The sequence below is a fragment of the Oceanobacter sp. 3_MG-2023 genome, from assembly GCF_030688925.1.
Lineage (GTDB): Bacteria > Pseudomonadota > Gammaproteobacteria > Pseudomonadales > Oceanobacteraceae > Oceanobacter.
In genome coordinates, this window is record NZ_JAUYVX010000011.1 from 17,738 (window position 1) to 34,363 (window position 16,626).

Below are 16,626 nucleotides of genomic sequence, written 5' to 3' on the forward strand. Positions count from 1 at the left end.
TCTCCCTGGTGCAAACGGTAAAATAAGTGGGTACAACAAGTTCAGTTACAGTCATTGTTGCCTGACTGACAGCTCAATAATCATGAGTATGACAGAGTGACCCGTTCAAAATATTGATCAAGCTACCAAATTGGTTCAACTATTGAGTACATGACCTGCTTCAGGTGAAAGCTTATCTGGTCTGCAGCAGCTTTTGCCATCAATACCTGAGTGTCTGATCATTTCTGTACCACCATCATAACCATTCTGCCGCCTGGCTGAGCATTTGATTGTTTGTATCGGAGCAATACCTGGGCACTATCAGAATCAGGCCGGCTGCCAGGATGCCATCGCGGCAAAAAAATCACGGCGGCTACGATGACGTCTGACGGCTTGAAAAACAGCGCTCATTTCGGCTGATTGCAGTGAATAATAATGTAGCCACTGTTTCATTCGGTCGGTGAGTTGCTTGTCTTCCAGATGTTCAAGTCGTGCTGCCAGCTGATAGCACAGCGTCAGATAGTCTTGCCACTTCATTGCCTGATAGGGAATTCCCTGCTGTTGTGCCCTGATTTGCAGGCCCAGATCCGGCTTTGCGACCAGACCTCGACCAATCATTAATAGCCGTGACTGGCTCTGTTGTTGGCAGGCTTGTGCCTGGTCGGGTGTCCAGATCTCGCCATTGGCTAATACTGGAATGTCGAGGGCTTGCTTGATCTCCGCAATCCATTGCCACCACGCTGGTGGCCTGTAGCCTTCGGTTTTGGTGCGGGCATGAACGGTGAGCCATTGGATACCGGCTGAGGCCAATGCCTGGGCATTGTCAACGGCCAGGGTCTTGTCGGTATAACCCAGGCGCATCTTGGCACTGACGGGGATATGATCCGGTACTGCGTCGCGTACGGCCCGGGTGATGGCATACAGGCGTTCAGTATACTGCAGCAACACGGCACCTCCCTGACTGCGGTTGACAGTTTTGGCTGGACAGCCAAAGTTAAGGTCAATAGCGGGTGCTCCAAGTGCAGCGACCCGTGCCGCATTGGCGGCCATCAACTCAGGGTCACTACCCAATAGTTGAATATGTACCGGTGTACCTGCCAGTGTTTTTCCACCTTGGGCCAGTTCCGGACAATATTTCAAAAAGACTCGATTGGGTAATACCGTTTGGCTAACGCGAATAAATTCCGTTACGCAGTGATCAATGCCTCCTACGGCCGTTAATATTTCCCGTAAATGGAAATCCATTAATCCCTCCATGGGTGCTAACGCAATATAAAGGGAACTGTCGGGGTCAAATGGCAACATGGCGGAACTCGCTGGAGAGGAAGGGCATTGGCTAGAAATTGGACGCGAATTGATCATTGTCTGGTGTTAGCGTCAAGTTTTTTGCCCTCTACTTTGGCCGTATATCACGGTGGAATGTGTCAATTTGACTATTTGTCCAGGCTATAGTCGATATAGATTTCAGAAATACTACTGATATCAGTAGCTTGGAGCCTCAATTTGGAGGTTGTCTGCCGTTTTGCGCAATCTGGCGCAGTTGAAAGCGTTAGTCCTTTTAAAGTAGTCTTATTCGGTTATTCCCACTATAAACACGGGTTATTCTGGTGAGAATTTATGGGAAAACACGTCGCTGTCCGTAAAAATTATTACTAAATAGGAGCCGCTTGCATGTCTGAGCCAGGACTCGTCACGCAAGGTTTGGAATTGATGTTTTTTGGTATGGGTACGGTATTTGTCTTTTTGACAATGCTGGTATTTGTTACCGGATTCATGTCCAAGCTGGTAAATAAATATGCTCCCGAGGAAGTGGTTGTGCCGACACCGGCAAAAAAACGACCCCAGTCTCAGGGAGTGGATCCGCAATTGCTGAAAGTACTGTCAGCAGCGGTCAAGGAACATCGTGCACGCCAAAAGTAGTGCACGAATCATAATAACCAAAACGTTAACAACGTTATCGGAAGAAAAGGCCATCATCCATGACCGATTCTAAAAGACTCGGAATCACCGACGTCGTGTTACGCGACGCGCACCAATCCATTCTGGCGACTCGCATGCGTATCGACGATATGCTGCCGATTGCTGAAAAACTCGATCAGGTCGGTTACTGGTCGCTGGAATCCTGGGGGGGTGCAACATTTGACTCTTGTATTCGTTTTCTGGGAGAAGACCCCTGGGATCGCATTCGCGAATTCAAGAAAGCCATGCCCAAAACGCCGCATCAAATGCTGCTACGGGGGCAAAACCTGCTGGGCTATCGCCACTACGCTGATGATGTGGTCGAAAAATTTGTTGAGCGGGCAGCGACCAACGGAGTGGATGTGTTCCGCGTCTTTGACGCGATGAACGATCCACGTAACCTGGAAACCGCTCTCAAGGCAGTCAAAAAGCAAGGCAAACATGCGCAGGGAACCTTGTCCTATACAACCAGCCCCGTCCATACCATGGAATCATGGGTCAGTCTTGCCAAGCAAATCGAAGACATGGGCGCCGATTCCATTGCGATCAAGGATATGGCCGGGGTACTGACGCCCTATACTGCCTTTGAATTGGTGAGCAAGCTGAAAGCCCAGACGGATCTGGAAGTTCAGCTGCATGCCCATGCAACCTCCGGTTTGTCGGATATGACGATCCTGAAAGCCGTGGAAGCCGGTATTGACCGCGTGGATACCGCCATCTCTTCCATGTCCATGACCTATGGTCATACCGCGACAGAATCCGTTGTAGCGGCATTGGCTGGCACTGAGCGTGATACCGGTATCGACCTGTTGTTGCTGGAAGAAATTGCCGCGTACTTTCGTGCTGTGCGTAAAAAATACGCCAGGTTCGAAGGCGCTCTCAAAGGCACCGACAGCCGGATTCTGGTTGCTCAGGTGCCCGGTGGCATGCTGACCAATATGGAAAACCAGTTGCGCGAACAGGGTGCTGCGGACAAGTTTGACGAGGTATTGGCCGAAATTCCACGAGTGCGTGAGGATTTGGGCTTTATTCCTCTGGTAACACCGACATCCCAGATTGTCGGGACGCAGGCGGTTTTGAATGTACTGACGGGTGAGCGTTACAAGTCCATTTCAAAAGAAACCCAAGGTATTCTGAAAGGGGAATATGGTGCAGCTCCGGCACCGATGAATGCCGAGTTGCAGGCCAAGGTACTGGATGGCAAGGAAGTGATTACCTGTCGCCCTGCAGACCTGATTGAAAACGAGATGGACAAGGTGATCGCCAACGTCGACAAGCTGGCCGCTGACAAGGGTATTACCTTGGCAGCCGACAAGATTGATGACGCGCTGACTTATGCCATGTTCCCTCAGATTGCGCCGAAATTCCTCGAAAATCGTGGCAATCCGGATGCATTTGAACCGGTTCCAAAAGGTGATGCAGAAGATACCTTCACCATTTCCGTTGATGGTAACGATTATGTGGTGAAAGTGGATGATGGTGGCGATGTTACGCATCTGGCCGCTGTTAATGGAGCGCCGCTGAGTATGGGTGGTGCTGCATCAACAGCGGGTGAGGTTGCGGCATCCGGTGACGGTGATCCTGTCTGTGCGCCTTTGTCTGGCAATGTCTGGAAGGTGTTGGTTGATACTGGCGATCAGGTGGAAGAAGGCGATGTTGTCGTGATTCTGGAAGCCATGAAGATGGAAACCGAAGTGCGCGCTCCTCGAGCAGGTACGGTGACCGGTGTTTCAGCCAAAGAAGGTGTGTCAGTGAAAGTGGGCGACACTCTGTACAACCTCGCGTAAGGAGTGCCTGAATGGAAAGCTTGATTAACCTGTGGCATGACAGCGGCTTGTATCAGATGGAGCTTGGCCAGGGTGCCATGATCCTGATTGGTTGCTTGCTGCTGTTTTTGGCCATACATCCAAAGTTTCAGTTTGAGCCATTACTACTGCTACCAATCGCGGTGGGGACCATTTTTGTCAATATTCCCGGGGCTGGTTTTTATGCGCCGCCGGTATTTGATGCGCATGGTCACCTGGATGCTCCGGCAGGTCTGTTGTACTACATCTACCATGCCGGTATTGAAACCGGGCTGTTTCCGCTACTGATCTTTATGGGTGTCGGGGCAATGACGGATTTTGGTCCGTTGCTGGCTAACCCGAAAACCCTGTTGCTTGGTGCTGCGGCCCAGTTTGGTATTTTTGGTACCCTGTTTGGGGCTGCCTTCTTTACGGATATCGGGGTGATGGACTTCACCATGCAGCAGGCTTCTGCGATCGGTATTATTGGTGGTGCGGATGGGCCAACCTCGATCTTTATTGCATCGAAGCTGGCACCTGAGTTATTGGGTGCGATTGCCGTGGCAGCGTATTCTTATATGGCTCTGGTTCCGATGATCCAGCCACCGATCATGAAGGCACTGACCTCAGTGGAAGAGCGTAAAATCCAGATGGTGCAATTACGCACGGTCAGCAAGGCCGAGAAGATTATCTTCCCTATTACCTTGTTGGTTCTGGTTGCCTTGTTGCTTCCTTCTGCAGCTCCTTTACTGGGTATGTTCTGCTTCGGTAATCTGATGAAGGAGTCTGGTGTGGTGGATCGTCTCAGTGATACTGCCCAGAATGCCTTGATCAACGTGGTGACTATCTTTTTGGGGTTGGGTGTCGGCTCAAAGATGAGCGCAGACAAGTTCCTGAATCTGGATACCCTGAGCATTCTGGTATTGGGCATGCTGGCATTCTGTGTTGGTACCGCTACCGGTGTTGTGATGGCCAAAATCATGAACAAGGTATCCAAGGATCCAATCAATCCACTGATTGGTTCTGCAGGGGTATCAGCAGTACCGATGGCGGCGCGAGTCTCCAACAAGGTAGGACTGGAAGCTAATCCCCAGAACTTTCTGTTGATGCATGCCATGGGTCCGAACGTTGCTGGTGTGATCGGCTCGGCGGTGGCTGCTGGTGTGATGATCAGCTACTTTGGTGCATAACCGGTCAGTATGATGTTGCTCGGTTGAGTACCCACAAAAAACGGCGCTTCGGCGCCGTTTTTTGTGCATCGCAATTACCAGCAGAGGTCAGTCGTACCGGTTACTCCGTTATGGGCTTCCAGGCCTTTGTTTCCTGCCTGGTTGTAGGTCAGGATGCCACAGGCCCAGTCTTCCTGATTGGCGGTTGGTGTTGCCTTGAGCGTGAAAGCATGGGTTTCAAGACTAGAGCTGATGGTGTAACTGTCGCTGACACCACTGATACAGCTGTTGCTTGGTGTATCACCCGTATAGGCCGTTGCTGCGGCATAACGTTTTTCCAGCGACTGGGATACTTCCAGTAAGCAGGAAGCCGCCGCGTTACGGTTGGTTTTGACGACATAGTTGTTGTAGCTGGGAATACCAACAACAAACAAAATACCAATAATCGTTATGGTGACCATTAGTTCGATCAGAGTAACGCCGCGGCTAGCGGCGTATTGGGCGTTATTCATCAAGCAGCTCCCTCCAGCCAGACCAGCCTTGGTTACCAGTGGTGAATGTAAATGCATTGTCTATCCCCAGATCGGTAGTGGTGTTTTCGCTACTGTGCCCCTGTAATGTGATGGTGTCGCCAATCACCACAACAGTCGGTGTGTATGCCTTCCCTGTTCCTATATTGACATTGCTACCATCCACGGTGGCATCGTTATGCAATACATTGCTTGGAAACAGGCCAGTGTCGAGATCATACAAGTAGTAATAAGCATCACAGCTCTCTTCGGTATCCCGTTGCAGAGGGAGGAAAATCACACTGGCTGCAATTTCAACCTGGTCGGTAATGGTAACGTCGTCTTCCAGTAGCTGGATATGCTCATAGTTGTTGCTGTGATCGGTTTCCTTGGTGTAGCTGGCACCGCTGTCATTCCAGTAGCCAGACTCACCTACCATGCTGATCCAGTCGGATTGCCAGCTGTTTTCTGCGGCGGGCAAGCGGAAGACTTTCATACGTTCTGTGGTTTGGGCCACCAGATAATCATCTCCGGCTAACGTGGCAGATTGTAACCAGAGCACACTTTTTGCCACCGTGGATGAGGTGCCCACGTTACCTACCTTGGACCAGGATGGGCTGTTTTTCAGTGAGCCATTATTAACGACCAAAGCGCTGTAGACATTACCTTCGTTATCACCAAACGAGACTTCAATATTTTGTTTGTTGCTGCTGCCATCACTGCTGTAGTACTGGTAAGCCAGAGGCATAGAGGTGATCTGGCTGGTTTTGGATGATACGTCGTACACTTTTTGAGAGGCGCCTGAAGTCAGTTCTTGCACGACTATGTCGGTACTGTTGGTGACATAGAGGGCATATTGTTTATCATTATTGGTAAATGTGATGGGGCGGTGAGGGTTGTCGCCGCCGCTTTCTTCAACCCAGAGTACGCTGCTGAGCCCGCCACTGGAGCTCAGCTTGAGGGCATAGTGAAGGGCTCCACCTTTGGCTGACCCAACCACAATATCATCACCAATCGTGGCAATTTGACCTTCCATATAGTGCTGGGTGTAAAAACTGCTGTAATCATCCAGGTAGGAAACCAGAGGTCGAGGCATAAAGCCCCACTGGAGTTCGCCGCTACTACTGTTAATGGCGTAGACAAAACCATCATCGGTATGAAAAATAACCAGATCACCGAGTATCACAGGCTGAGTGGTATAGGGGGCTCCGATCCATGAACCTGAATCCCGGTCGCCCAGATAATTGCCATCTGCATAATTGGGGGTGATGGTGTAATTTATGATTGTTTCTGTGGCCAAATCCGACAGAGTCCCAAAGGCAGCATCGTCCAGGTTGGCAAATTTCACCAGGTTGCCAGAAGCATCCGTTGACCAGAGACGTTCTTCACGCAGGTCGGTGGTCATTTGGTCGTTGGCATCCCAGCTTGCGGTGCTGCTGGTGCCACTGGAAGTAAGCGGAAAGGCCATCAGGTGGCCGGTAATACCGGTACCGTAATAGTCTGATGTTGTGTCCATTGTCAGGCTGTCTGTCGAGGAGACATCGGTTGTATCATCGGTCTGATAAGGAATATACGACAGATCACCAATATTGGAGGACGGGTTGACCGCAGGAGATGCGAGACTGTAGATGCCGTCATTTGGTGTTACCGATTCAGCTGCCGAATCAATATACAGTTCCGTAAACATACCGGTATTTTGGTAGGCATATTCCACGCCCGAATTGTTTCCTACCTGGATATCGGATGCCAAGGCTTCTCCGACAAAATAGGTTCCAGAGTTGGCTTTTATTTCAAGAGTGCCGTCATCAACATAGATACCCGCAGCAACCTGAGCCTGGTCATTAATTGTAAAATCACCGGTGTATACGGATATATATAGGCGTTCTGGGTATTGTATGTCATCACGCTCATCTGGATTACCAGGTTCACAACCGGCGACATTGATACAAGCGCCGTTACCTATGATGGATGTGCCATCATACAAGTACAGTTTTACAACGCCGCTGCCATCACCTGCTGCACTGCCATCCTCTTCTGTCATGGCGACCTCGATGGTTACTCGGTCGGCCAAGTACATCTTGTTAATATAGTAGCTACCAGGTTCAAAATAGATAACATCGGTGTTGGATATATTCAGGTAGTTGATACGGTAAGGAGTCTCGGGTGTTGTGACGGCATAGTTAAAATAAATTTCTCCCTGGCTACCAGTACCTCCTTCTATTTCCTGCCATTCACTACCCTGTCGGTTATCAAATACAGCGGTATAGGTACTGCCGCTGTTTTGAATGCTAAGGAGATAACTGGCTACCTCATCGTCTGGGGTGTTATAACCAATATCTGTGGTGCAAGGCGAAGTACCATTGACGCAAAACTGGGTTTTGCTGTTATCAAGACGATACCAGTTGCTCGGGTATTGAAAGGTATCACCACTATTTTTGTATCTGAAAATAGAAGAACTACTGGTGGTTAAAAAAGTGGGCAGGGTCAGATGATCCAGTGTTGTATCGCTGGCAGTCAGGCCACAATCCGTTTTACTCGGATCTGCCTGGTAAAGATCGTCGCTGACAACGTTAACATTGGAACTGCCTGAAAAGGTGACCTGACAGGTTTTAGAATCTCCCTCTGAGCCAATGCTGATGGTGCCATCTTCCAGCACAGAAAAGGCAGCGCCTCCGACGGAGGTTGAGGTCGTCGGATAGCAGGCTCCGGCCAGTGACTGATGAGTAAAAGAAGCAAGTACACACAAATGAGCAAGATATTGGAGTGATTTCATCGGTAAGGCTCCTAGTGCAGGATGCTGTAAACGGCTTGTAACCGCACACGAGTGGATGGTTGAGAACCGTAGCCTGCAACAGTGATGGTAAAACGGTCAGCCTGATAAGCAGCCCCAGTACTGCCTATGCTGTTGGAGTAACCCTCGGCATCGGTGCTGGAGTAGCAAGGGCTGGATGTATCGGTATCGTTGTCGAAGCCGATCATAAAACGTGGTGATTGGGATAAATTCAGGGCAGACAGTGCTGTTTTTGTGCTGCTGTCATATTCATACAGGCTGACCGAATCATCGTCATCCCACTGGGCACTTTGAGTCAGCCAAGGGGTGGAGGTATCACAATCGGCGCTGCCTGCACCGTCATCGGAAATGGTGAGGGTTTGATACAGGCCGTTTTTTACACCAAACGTTGTGTCGATTTCTCCGTTCTCAACCAGTGTGGTGACGTATTGCTTGGCCTGGGTCAGGGTATATTCTGCTGCCTGGAATGCCCGATTGCGGTCTTCGTTATTGGATGCCATACGGATTTCCAATGTGGTGGATTGCACCGCTGAAATACCCGTAATGGTCAGTATTAACAGGAGAACAATACTGATAATAAGCGCGGACCCGGATTGGTGGGGTCGGGGGGATATCGCTGCTGTTTGCTGCCGAAGGGCCACTGCCTTGTGGAATAACATCTTGCTATACCTTTATTGCTCTGTCAGATGAATGACTTTATGTATTACTGACGCGACTGCGAATCGCGACAACAAAATTACTGCTACGGCGAATTTTTCGATCTGTTGGCGTTATGTCTTCCAGGAGATCGTCTTTATCGCGCTGGTAAAACTGATACGGTGTTGGCGTTTCGGTGACGTTATCTTCCAGACTTTCTGCTAACAGGCTGACCCGTACACTGATAACCTGATCCCATTGGCTGGTTGAGATATCGGCGGCGGTTTTATAACCGTCCGGATATCCGTCACTATTGGTGTCTACGGCATATTCCAGTTGCATATCAGCAATCCCTTCGACTATTTCATAGGTTTCCGCGCTGCCTTCATCTGTATTGCGTACAAACAGGGCGCTGTTACCGTCTTCGTTGGTGCCGACGTAATAACTGGTGGTACGGACCTTGATAACCGATGAGCCGACCGGATAAGCATAAGGGAAGCTACTGGTTGCATTGCCTGGTGTTGTACTGCCACCGGCATCATGTACGGTTTCGCCGGTACTGTCGGTATAACTGGTGACCTGGAAAATCGATGCGGTTCGGCAGTCGGTAATAACGACAATATCCCCGGTACCAAAAGGAGTTGGGTCCATGACAGTGGTGCTGAGGACTGCAGTGCTACTGTCCATGGCACTTTCCAGCTTGGCACCTGTACCGTAGGAGCCTCGTACTACCAGTACGTCGGTTCCATCTTTGACCTTGCTCGAAAATTCGCTTGGGAGGTTGTCTTCGGTGTTGTCATAACCCCGGACAATAGTGTCGAACTGTTGGTCAAAATCAGTGGCATTGTTCAATACGTTGTTGACCGCATCGATACTGCTGAGACAGGAATAACCTGAACCCGCCATGCGGATTTCCCTGGACAAGTAGTCGTAGGAAATGCGGACATTCTCTTGTAAGCGCGACATGGCATCGTTGGTCCGGTAGACCGCCTGATTACTCTGGAATACTGAAAAAACCCCAGCGATTATGACTGCGTCCAATACCAGGACAATCATCAGCTCAACAAGAGAAAAGCCGTGTGTTTTTCCGACTGTTACCGTTTCAAATCTCATAATACTGCGACCATATTGATGGTGAGTGTGCGGCCATCGTCTTTGTCGTCATCGTCACCGCTGTTATCGCTGATGACCGAAACGTCATCCCAGCTGATACTGACGTTGCAGGTCGTGGTCGCTACCGTGCTGTCAGTGGTGCAAGAAACAACCCCGGCTCCATTGGGCAAGGTACGGCTGATTTCACTTTTCCAGTCCAGCAGGTCTGTAGCCGCCAGGGTGTCATCGGTCGTACTGGTTGTTGCGGTGTTGTAGTTGTCACTGGCCGCTCCCTGGCTGTTTGAACGCAGGCGCTCGAACATGTCGTAGACCAGAATGCCGGCTTGGGAACGCAGATAGGCAGCGTTGTTTTCTTGTAAGGCCCGGGTTTGTAGTCCGGCCAGTCCGAGCAGGCCAATGGACACAATCACGATAGATACCAGTACTTCAATCAGTCCAAAGCCGGACTGTCGGTAAGGTACGGGTTCGACGGAATGCAGTGTTGAAAACATACCTGTCTCCATCAGCAGTTGGTTTTTTGGGTGGCAGTAATACTGGGGCGGCCACCGGAGGATATTTCGATTTCGCGGGCATTGACTTCGGCAGGTGCTTGCTCGGAACAAATAACAATCTCGCCGGGGGTATTGTTGATATTTCCATCAGCCTTGTAGCGAATGACCTTGCTGAAGCTTGTATCCGGATAGATCTTGACGTTGGAAGCCGCGTCGGCGTATTTGATGATTTCTTCGCTATTGTCTGACGCCAGCGTACCGTCGCCATTGGTATCCTGGAAGGTGATCCAGCCATCGCTCCAGGAGGTGGAGTTACAACTGGTCTGGTCGTTACTGGGGCATAGTGCGACATGGGTATTACGTTTGACCGCTTCAGTGCGGGCAAGAACCAGAGCTCCCATAAACCGATTGGTCTCGGCTGTCAGTTCTGAGCGGCTCATAAAGCTGGTGAGGGATGGCACCGCGGCGAACATAACGATGGCAAATACAGCAAGGGTGATCATCAACTCAATCAGGGTGAAGCCTGATGAATGGTGGCCAGACGTGTATGTAGCCGGGAGGGCATGTGAAGACATAATCATGGTTCATACTCCTTTTCAAACCATTCACTCCAGCCGTAGGTGGCTGATGGCGGCGAATATGCCATGTCTCTGTATGGCTGGCAAACTCACTCCCAAATATAAAGATAGGTATTGTTCGTGGGCTTGATGACACAAGTTGACCCTATATCCAGGGCAGGCATGACGAGCGGTGATTATTCTGGTGACAGTAATTCAAGGATTTGTTTTATCTGGTCCTAAAATGTTGGGTTGGGTGTAGGTTTTGTTAGAACTGTCACTTTGTTTATTTATCTTATGTCGATCCTGGCTGAGGCTTGTTTTTAGGGATAACGTGGAAAATGCTTAAAAAGAAGACAAGCGGCTGTAAATAAAAGATAAGTGGTTGTGAATAAAAGGGCGGTTTACTGGAGTTTTTAGCCTGGTGGTTTGATGCGGTGGTTGTGCAGATTCCATTGCCTGTTATTGCAATATGGTCCATCGGGTATGAAGAGGGAGTAGAAAAGGGGAGAGTCACAAAAAAAGCCCCTTCAGGCGAGGGGCTTTTTTGTGACGTGATGATGCTGATGCTGTATTTATGGCTTCAGTTCAAGCGTACTTAATGTGCGTTGGCGTACACGCTCCAGCAGTTCGCTGTCTTCGATCAGAGACTGGCCATAGGATGGAATCATGGTTTTTAACCTGTCCTGCCAGGCGCCGGTCATTTTGTCGGCAAAACATTTTTCCAGAACTTCCAGCATGGCATAAGCTGCAACCGATGCACCTGGAGATGCTCCCAGCAGGGCCGCCAGAGAGCCATCCGCAGCAGATACCAGTTCGGTACCAAACTCCAGTTTCCCTTTGCCATTGGCGTCTTTCTTGATGACTTGCACACGTTGTCCTGCGTGGGCGAGTGTCCAGTCGCTGGATTGGCACTCAGGGAAGTAGCCGCGTAATGTTTCTACCCGGTTATCGTGGGATTGCATCACTTCACTGATCAGGTACTTGGTCAGATCCATGTTATGGATACCAACCGACATCATTGGAAACAGATTGTTGGTACTAACGGATTTGATCAGGTCGAGCTTGGAGCCAGCTTTCAGGAATTTGGTAGTGAACCCGGCATAAGGACCGAACAACAAGGCGGGTTCACCGTTGATAATTCGGGTATCCAGGTGGGGAACCGACATCGGAGGAGCACCGATGGCTGCTTTGCCATACACTTTGGCATGATGCTGCGAGACAATTTTCTTGTCTTTGCAGACCAGCCACTGACCACTGACCGGGAAGCCGCCATAACCTTCTGCTTCTTCGATACCTGAAGCCTGCAGCAGTGGCAGGGAACCACCACCGGCGCCAAGAAAAACAAAACCGGTATTGACGGTTTTGGTTTTGCCAGACTGACGGTCTCGCAGTGCCACCGTCCAGCGTTTTTCTTGCTGGTGACGTTCGAAATCAACCACTTCATGGTTCACTAGCAGATTGAAGTTGTCCTGTTGCTCCAGCTGCTGAACCAGGTTGCGAGTCAGGGAGCCGAAATCAACGTCAGAACCGTAGGCAATACGGGTCGCCGCAACTTTCTCATTGGCATCGCGGCCGTTCATCACCAGTGGTATCCACTGCTTCAGTACTTCTGGGTCTTCGCTGTATTCCATGTCTTTGAACAAGTGGTGAGCGGACAGTTTTTCTGCACGCTGACGCAGGAATGCAACGTTTTTTTCACCCCATACAAAGCTGATGTGGGGCGTGGTGTTGATGAATTGCGTGGGTTGTGGGAGACCTCCCGTTTCGACCAGGTAGCTCCAGAGCTGGAGCGACAGTTCGAAATTGGCATTGATGGTTAATGCCCGATCGATGCTCACATTACCGTTGGCATCTTCTGCGGTGTAGTTGAGTTCACAGTAACCAGCGTGACCGGTACCTGCGTTGTTCCATCCATCGGTACTCTCATGAGCGACATGATCCAAACGTTCTACCATCATGAGTTTGAGCGTTGGATCGAGCTTGCTTAGCAGCGTACCCAGGGTCGCACTCATCACTCCTCCGCCAACCAGGAGTACATCGACCTGTTGTGTAGTCATTACGATTTCGCCTTTTGATCAGAAAGTCGTTTTATCAGGAATCCGGGAATGCCGGTATTCCTGTTGCGATCAACTCCCAGGCTTTTGGCCTGCCGCCCCAAAACCATATAGATATTACAGTTAGACAGGTGGTCGGGTAAGTTGATGCAGAGCCGGGGCTTTATACACAGACTGCGGAATCCGTACAACTGTCCTCTCAAGGACTGCTACTAATGTATATTGTTACCACTCGCTCAAGCCAGCGGGGATAAACACCAGTTGCACCCAGCTATCAAACGTTGTATTAGAGCTGACAGCATGGTGCACGGTTCGTTCTGGGAAACTCCGGCATTGGATGTTAATTGCTGAAATTATACATCTAAACGAGACAAATGTTTCTGTCGTGTTGGCTGTGCACTTGAAATTTTCGTTTGAAGTTGACAGTTGTCAAAGACTGCACACTGGGAAACCAGGGTTTTCAAACCCGGTAGCGAGCCATGAGGTTGTGATGGCTGCGGGATTATCCGGGCTGGAGGTTGGTCGGAAGTAGCATTTACAGAGGTTGAATAACGTCATCAGGCATCTGCCAATCGTGGCAGCATCAGGTATGATGGGCGTTTTTCAGCAGAGTGGTATCAGCGTGTTGGGCAGCATGATTAACAAGGGACTAACGGCCCTGATCGAGAAAAAACTGGTCGGTGCCGGAGCGGTAGAGCATATCGAACTGGACAAACAGCAGCGCAATATCCAGGTGACGCTGTTACTGGAAGGCGAAACAGAATCCGTACGGATCTGCCTGGAAGGGTATCGACTGGAGACAAAAGATGGCCGTACCCGCATTGCATTTGAACGGATCATCACATCACGTCGCTGGCTCTCAATGCTGTTGCATGAATATGGACAAGGCATGAGCTTTCCTGTGCCGTCCAAATACGCCAGCATGGTGAGTCTGATTTTACCGTAACAGGGCAGCGCTGGTTGTTGTTCCGGGCGGTATTCTGTCAGGCAAGGCGGTGGTTCAGGCACGGTTTGCCTGGTGGGCTGTGATAAAACACAGGGTTACGAATGCAGATAGCCAGAGTGGCGTCATAAATATTTGTGATTACATGCCAATCTGATAAATTGTACTTCGTCAATGCATATATAAAAAAACAGGGGATGTGGCCATTTCGTCTATTGTTGCTTTGCAATTGTCATGTCTCTGATCTATTTTAACTCATATGTGTACAAAAAAATGACAGTGCATGGTCATGATGTAAATATTGTCTCGTTGGCCTGGCAGCAGCTGCCCGTCAACGATTATTCGGGGATTTCATGAAGATTGATTTGTCGGATCGTGCACGAGGCTGGTTGATGGGCGGAGGAGGGGTGCTCGTTATCCTCCTCAGCCTGTACATCTCCCAGCTGCGCGTGGATGTTGCGTCTCAAGCGGTCCTGGCCTACAGCATGGTGGGCGTCGTTATTCTCTTGCGCTTTTTTGAAAGCCGGGTCATAAGAAACAATGGCTCGATTGAAGTGCAACGATTGCTCCGGATTCTTATTCTTATTACTGCTTTTTTTGTTTCCATGCGCTATTTTGCCTGGCGCCAGCAGGAAACAATCACCTATTACGATTTGCTCAGCTTTATTTGTATGCTTATTCTGTTTATGGCTGAGATATACGGCATTATTATTTCCTTCCTGGGGAGTTTTGTAAATATACAAGGCAGGAAACGCGAGCATATTCCTCTGCCGGACGACCCGGATAAAATACCATCCGTCGATATCTTTATTCCCAGCTATAACGAACCCCAGGAAATGCTGGAAATTACCCTGCTGGCTGCCTTGCAAGTCAGATATCCCGCAGACAAGTTGAACGTTTGCTTGCTGGATGATGGTGGTACCGTCGGCCGCCGGAATTCTGAAGACCCTGAGCGTGCTAGCAGCTCCCAGGAACGTTACGACACTCTGAAGGCCATGTGCGAGCGTATCGGCGCGACCTACCTGACCCGGGAAAAGAACAACCATGCCAAGGCCGGTAATATTAACGCGGCCCTGGAAAAAACCAACGGCGAACACATTCTGATTCTGGATGCCGACCACGTACCGACCCGAGATATTCTTGAGCGCATGGTCGGTATTATGATCAATGATCCCAAGATGTTTTTGGTGCAAAGCCCCCACTTTTTTATCAACCCTGACCCGGTGGAAAAAAACCTCCAGACCTACGGTAAAATGCCGGGGGAAAACGAGATGTTTTACGGGGTTATCCAGGAAGGTCTGGATTTTTGGGACTCCTCTTTCTTCTGCGGCTCTGCCGCACTTATTCGTCGAAAATACCTGCTGGAAGTGGGTGGTATTTCCGGGGATTCCATTACCGAGGATGCAGAAACCGCGTTTTTGCTGCATGCCAAAGGTTACCGTAGTGCTTATGTCAACCGCCCTATGATTGCTGGCTTGCAGCCTGAAACCTATTCCGGGTTTGTGGTGCAGCGGATGCGTTGGGCGCAAGGCATGGTGCAGATCTTCATGCTGAAAAACCCTTTGTTTTTTAAAGGATTAAAACCCTGGCAAAGGCTGTGTTACACCAGTAGCTCCGGGTTCTGGTTCTTCCCGTTTGCGCGGGCTACCTTTTTGGTTGCACCATCGGCGTACCTGTTTTTTGGCCTGAAAATCTACGACGCCAACATGACCGAGTTCTTCTCCTATGCCTTGCCGCACTTGATGGGTGCCCTGATCGTGACCGACTTCCTGTTTGGTCGATACCGTTGGGCCCTGGTGTCGGAATTGTATGAGTTGATGCAGTCCCTGTATTCCCTGCCCGCGATTCTTGAAGTAATCAAAAGCCCTCGTTCACCGGAGTTTGCGGTAACGCCAAAAGGGGAGTTCATGGATGAGAACTTTATTACCTCGCTTGCCGGGCCGTTTTACTGGTTGCTGGCCTTTAACCTGGCCTCGTTAACGGCTGGATTTATCCGTTTGCAGGTGATTCCACAAGACAGCGATGTGATTCTGATCACCATGTTCTGGGAGGCTTTTAACCTGTCACTGATGGTGTGTGCAATCGGAGCCCTGTATGAATTGAAGCAGCGGCGTCAGGAACCCAGGGTTAATGCCGATATTGCTGCTCGCGTGATTGTGAATGGCAAGTCAGTCCCTGCTACTATTGTTGATATGTCTTCCGGTGGCCTGGGTGTTCGCATCAAGGGCAGTGTATTCCAGAAACTGAATATGGATTTGACCGGGCAAGAGCTGGTGGTGCGTGCTTACAGTGCCGCCATGGAAGCAGAAGTGAATTTGCCAGGCTCAGTTATCGCTACGGTCCATAAACCTGATGACAGTGTTGTTATTGGTATCAAGGTGGATCTGCATGAGTTGGATCACAAGCGTCAGTTGGTGGCGCTTGTTTACGGTGACAGTGAATTATGGGTCAAGGAACGGGCAGCGCGGATGCCAACATGTACCGTCAGAGAAACTCTCTGGTTTCTGTTCAGTTCCGGGGCACGCAGTTCCGCGGCACATTTTCGGCAACTATGGATTGATACCATGGCGGCCATGCGGCGCAAGTTGCGTGGCGCTTGATATCTGGCCAGTGCATGGCTAACAGAAAAATCGAACGG

At 50.0% G+C, this 16,626-nt stretch carries 13 protein-coding genes and 1 pseudogene; 5 read left to right on the forward strand and 9 right to left on the reverse strand.

The genetic code is table 11. The annotated features are described in order from the left end of the window. Positions 1-306: 306 nt before the first annotated feature. Entirely contained in the window at positions 307-1,284 is a 978-nt protein-coding gene (locus Q8W32_RS10940; protein WP_370693681.1) for a tRNA dihydrouridine synthase, read from the reverse strand. 366 nt (positions 1,285-1,650) lie between these two features. Here Q8W32_RS10940 and Q8W32_RS10945 point away from each other — a divergent pair, with 366 nt between their 5' ends. From Q8W32_RS10945 to Q8W32_RS10955, 3 genes are read left to right on the forward strand one after another with little or no spacing between them, the layout of a single operon-like run. Continuing rightward, the gene (locus Q8W32_RS10945; RefSeq protein WP_305414932.1) at positions 1,651-1,899 is read left to right on the forward strand and encodes an OadG family protein; all 249 of its coding nucleotides are present in this window, start codon (positions 1,651-1,653) and stop codon (positions 1,897-1,899) included. 59 nt (positions 1,900-1,958) lie between these two features. Beyond that, positions 1,959-3,725 carry a sodium-extruding oxaloacetate decarboxylase subunit alpha gene (gene oadA / locus Q8W32_RS10950; protein ID WP_305414933.1) on the forward strand — a complete coding sequence of 589 codons (1,767 nt, stop codon included), beginning with the start codon at positions 1,959-1,961 and terminating at the stop codon, positions 3,723-3,725. Between the two features lie 11 nt (positions 3,726-3,736). Continuing rightward, entirely contained in the window at positions 3,737-4,912 is a 1,176-nt protein-coding gene (locus Q8W32_RS10955; protein ID WP_303434830.1) for a sodium ion-translocating decarboxylase subunit beta, read from the forward strand. Between the two features lie 74 nt (positions 4,913-4,986). Here Q8W32_RS10955 and Q8W32_RS10960 read toward each other — a convergent pair whose 3' ends face one another. The 8 genes and pseudogenes from Q8W32_RS10960 to mqo form a co-directional block, all read right to left on the reverse strand. Then, positions 4,987-5,403 carry a type IV pilin protein gene (locus Q8W32_RS10960; RefSeq protein ID WP_305414934.1) on the reverse strand — a complete coding sequence of 139 codons (417 nt, stop codon included), beginning with the start codon at positions 5,401-5,403 and terminating at the stop codon, positions 4,987-4,989. Beyond that, positions 5,396-8,173: a hypothetical protein gene (locus Q8W32_RS10965; RefSeq protein WP_305414935.1), complete on the reverse strand. Its 2,778-nt coding sequence runs from the start codon at positions 8,171-8,173 to the stop codon at positions 5,396-5,398. Before Q8W32_RS10965 ends, Q8W32_RS10960 begins: the two co-directional genes overlap by 8 nt. Positions 8,174-8,184: 11 nt before the next feature. After that, positions 8,185-8,850, reverse strand: a complete 666-nt coding sequence (locus tag Q8W32_RS10970; RefSeq protein WP_305414937.1) for a PilX N-terminal domain-containing pilus assembly protein — start codon at positions 8,848-8,850, stop codon at positions 8,185-8,187. A 37-nt stretch (positions 8,851-8,887) separates the two neighbouring features. Next, on the reverse strand, positions 8,888-9,793 hold the full coding sequence (locus Q8W32_RS10975) for a PilW family protein (protein WP_305414939.1): 906 nt from the start codon (positions 9,791-9,793) through the stop codon (positions 8,888-8,890). 54 nt (positions 9,794-9,847) lie between these two features. After that, positions 9,848-9,940: pseudogene (locus Q8W32_RS16620) on the reverse strand (prepilin-type N-terminal cleavage/methylation domain-containing protein); the annotation flags it as partial. Then, positions 9,937-10,431 carry a type IV pilus modification protein PilV gene (gene pilV, locus Q8W32_RS10980; RefSeq protein ID WP_303434824.1) on the reverse strand — a complete coding sequence of 165 codons (495 nt, stop codon included), beginning with the start codon at positions 10,429-10,431 and terminating at the stop codon, positions 9,937-9,939. The pseudogene Q8W32_RS16620 and the gene pilV, both read right to left, overlap by 4 nt. An 11-nt stretch (positions 10,432-10,442) precedes the next feature. Next, the gene (locus Q8W32_RS10985) at positions 10,443-11,012 is read right to left on the reverse strand and encodes a GspH/FimT family pseudopilin (protein ID WP_303434823.1); all 570 of its coding nucleotides are present in this window, start codon (positions 11,010-11,012) and stop codon (positions 10,443-10,445) included. A 551-nt stretch (positions 11,013-11,563) separates the two neighbouring features. Beyond that, positions 11,564-13,048 (reverse strand): malate dehydrogenase (quinone), encoded by a 1,485-nt coding sequence (mqo, locus tag Q8W32_RS10990; protein WP_305414941.1) that lies wholly within the window; start codon positions 13,046-13,048, stop codon positions 11,564-11,566. Positions 13,049-13,634: 586 nt separating this feature from the next. On the opposite strand from mqo, the gene Q8W32_RS10995 reads away from it, so the two are divergent. Beyond that, the gene (locus Q8W32_RS10995; RefSeq protein WP_305414942.1) at positions 13,635-13,991 is read left to right on the forward strand and encodes a hypothetical protein; all 357 of its coding nucleotides are present in this window, start codon (positions 13,635-13,637) and stop codon (positions 13,989-13,991) included. Between the two features lie 350 nt (positions 13,992-14,341). Then, positions 14,342-16,588: a UDP-forming cellulose synthase catalytic subunit gene (gene bcsA, locus Q8W32_RS11000; protein WP_303434774.1), complete on the forward strand. Its 2,247-nt coding sequence runs from the start codon at positions 14,342-14,344 to the stop codon at positions 16,586-16,588. Positions 16,589-16,626 lie beyond the last annotated feature (38 nt).

Bases quoted from the DNA above. Each gene is read 5' to 3' on its own strand.
- Q8W32_RS10940 (WP_370693681.1), bottom strand. From the start codon at position 1,284: ATGTTGCCATTTGACCCCGACAGTTCCCTTTATATTGCGTTAGCACCC.
- Q8W32_RS10945 (WP_305414932.1), top strand. From the start codon at position 1,651: ATGTCTGAGCCAGGACTCGTCACGCAAGGTTTGGAATTGATGTTTTTT.
- oadA (WP_305414933.1), top strand. From the start codon at position 1,959: ATGACCGATTCTAAAAGACTCGGAATCACCGACGTCGTGTTACGCGAC.
- Q8W32_RS10955 (WP_303434830.1), top strand. From the start codon at position 3,737: ATGGAAAGCTTGATTAACCTGTGGCATGACAGCGGCTTGTATCAGATG.
- Q8W32_RS10960 (WP_305414934.1), bottom strand. From the start codon at position 5,403: ATGAATAACGCCCAATACGCCGCTAGCCGCGGCGTTACTCTGATCGAA.
- Q8W32_RS10965 (WP_305414935.1), bottom strand. From the start codon at position 8,173: ATGAAATCACTCCAATATCTTGCTCATTTGTGTGTACTTGCTTCTTTT.
- Q8W32_RS10970 (WP_305414937.1), bottom strand. From the start codon at position 8,850: ATGTTATTCCACAAGGCAGTGGCCCTTCGGCAGCAAACAGCAGCGATA.
- Q8W32_RS10975 (WP_305414939.1), bottom strand. From the start codon at position 9,793: ATGTCGCGCTTACAAGAGAATGTCCGCATTTCCTACGACTACTTGTCC.
- pilV (WP_303434824.1), bottom strand. From the start codon at position 10,431: ATGTTTTCAACACTGCATTCCGTCGAACCCGTACCTTACCGACAGTCC.
- Q8W32_RS10985 (WP_303434823.1), bottom strand. From the start codon at position 11,012: ATGATTATGTCTTCACATGCCCTCCCGGCTACATACACGTCTGGCCAC.
- mqo (WP_305414941.1), bottom strand. From the start codon at position 13,048: ATGACTACACAACAGGTCGATGTACTCCTGGTTGGCGGAGGAGTGATG.
- Q8W32_RS10995 (WP_305414942.1), top strand. From the start codon at position 13,635: ATGATGGGCGTTTTTCAGCAGAGTGGTATCAGCGTGTTGGGCAGCATG.
- bcsA (WP_303434774.1), top strand. From the start codon at position 14,342: ATGAAGATTGATTTGTCGGATCGTGCACGAGGCTGGTTGATGGGCGGA.